We start from the raw sequence: 2,085 nt of genomic DNA on the forward strand, positions 1-2,085 counted from the left end.
TTGAAAGCAAAGATTGCTGCAAAAACACAGCGCTAATTATATATATAAATGGCTTGGACTTGTTTTTATTTTGAAAATAGGAATGAGGCGGGTAGCATATTTGTTGAGTAACAAAAATAAAAACTTACATTGAATGATTTCCATAATTATACCAATATTTAATGCTGAATCTTATTTAGAAGAGTGTTTGTCTTCTATTTTGCAGCAGTCGTATGTTTACTATGAAGTTATTTGTGTTAATGACGGCTCTTCTGATAAAAGTCCAGAAATTTGCCAAAAATATGTAGATATAGATGATCGTTTCAAGCTCTTTAATAAAGAGAATAGTGGCGTTAGTGCAGCTCGTAATGTAGGGCTTGCTCATGCGCAAGGTGACTATATCTGTTTTGTTGATGCAGATGATAAAATTCATAGGAATTATTTAAAGCAATTGTTATCGTTGCATCAAGATGGTACTATTCCTATATGTTCTTATGCAACAAATATAAAGGATTTGGGAGTAGGAGGGAAAAAAATCAAATATGATGCTAAAAAATATATTCGCCATATATTTGATGAAGACATTCCGCATCCAAACCTTTGGGCGATGTTGTTTGATGCTAAAATAATTAAAGATAATAATATTCAGTTTGTTGTGGGGTGTATAAAAAATGAGGATACTGAGTTCTTTGTGAAATACATGGCTAATATTAATAGTGTTATAGTTACTAACTATAAAGGATATTATTATCGAGTTAACCCTAACTCTTGTATGAATACAGGTATAGATGTTCGGTCGTTGACAAGTATTGAGGCACAAGCAAGAATTGCAAATTATCTATATGATAAACAAATTATTTCCGACAGAGACAGAATCTTAGGTGCTTCTGTTCAAGTTTACGTATTCGCTACGGCAAAGGACGGAAAGAATATAATTTATGATATAATACATGATAAATATGATGTGAAATATTTTATGGCATGTATGCTTAGACATCCTAGATTGTCTCGAAAGGGAGTTTCTTTATGTTATTTACTTTTAGGACGGTCTATTTTTTACAAAGTGTTAAGTTTTGTATCTCGGGCGTAATTTATATTTGCAAATATGAGATATGGTATAATTATGCATTATGATGTACATAATCATGGTGCATTACTTCAGCTTAATGCTTTAAAGCAGATTTTGAAGTTATATGTTATAGATGCACAAGCCTTTCGGTTTGATAAGAACTAGATATATGAAAGAGAATAAAGGGAATAGGTTAACTCTTACAGAAATAAAACAAGTAGAGTTAGGTATTTTAGATTATATTGTTGATATTTGTAACAAGTATAATCTTATTTATTATTTGAGCTATGGAACTCTCATAGGAGCTATTAGGCACAAAGGATTTATTCCTTGGGATGATGATATTGACATTTCTATGCCTCGGGATGATTATGAGAAATTCTTAAAAATAACTTCTTCTGGGCAGATAAATTCCAAATATAAATGTTTGGTCCCACTAGTTGATGGCTATTATTATGAGTTCGCTAAAGTTATTGATACTTCTACTATCGTTGAGGATGTTTCTGTTCAAAGCACTGAGAACGGAGTATGGGTGGATATATTTCCTTTAGATGGTTTAAAAAAGAGTGATAAAATATCACACTTGTCTTTGATGATTTTAAATAGGTGTAGAGCGGCTTCTGTTAATAACCATTTTCCTCATAAAACCAGAGGAGTATTGCTTCCGATAGAATATGTTTTTTGGAAAGTATGTCGATTAATAGGATTTAAGACTTTCTTGAAAAAAAGCCTTAAACTTTCTAGTAAATATAAATACTCTGATAGTAAGTACGTTGGATATGCTTCTTCATACCCGGCATATAACAAATATCTACTTAAAGAATGGTTTGATAAAACTATTCTTGTTGAATTTGAAGGTCGTAAGTATGCAGCACCAGTAAAGTACGATGAGTATTTAAAGATGCAATATGGTAACTATATGCAGCTTCCACCAGAAGAAAAACGTATATCGCATGATATGCATGCTTATTGGGTAGATAATGTAAAAAAATAATAGTTTATTAGTGTTATTATGAATGGAGAAGAATTATTAAAAC

The 2,085-nt window shown here is 31.2% G+C and carries 2 protein-coding genes; both read left to right on the forward strand.

What is annotated here, in order from left to right:
• Positions 1 to 133: 133 nt before the first annotated feature.
• Positions 134 to 1,069 (forward strand): glycosyltransferase family 2 protein, encoded by a 936-nt coding sequence (locus DW657_RS17210; RefSeq protein WP_118313561.1) that lies wholly within the window; start codon positions 134 to 136, stop codon positions 1,067 to 1,069.
• Between the two features lie 148 nt (positions 1,070 to 1,217).
• Positions 1,218 to 2,042, forward strand: a complete 825-nt coding sequence (locus DW657_RS17215; RefSeq protein ID WP_158577425.1) for a phosphorylcholine transferase LicD — start codon at positions 1,218 to 1,220, stop codon at positions 2,040 to 2,042.
• Positions 2,043 to 2,085: the final 43 nt, after the last annotated feature.

The sequence above is a fragment of the Prevotella sp. AM23-5 genome (genome assembly GCF_003473645.1).
Taxonomy (GTDB): domain Bacteria; phylum Bacteroidota; class Bacteroidia; order Bacteroidales; family Bacteroidaceae; genus Prevotella; species Prevotella copri_A.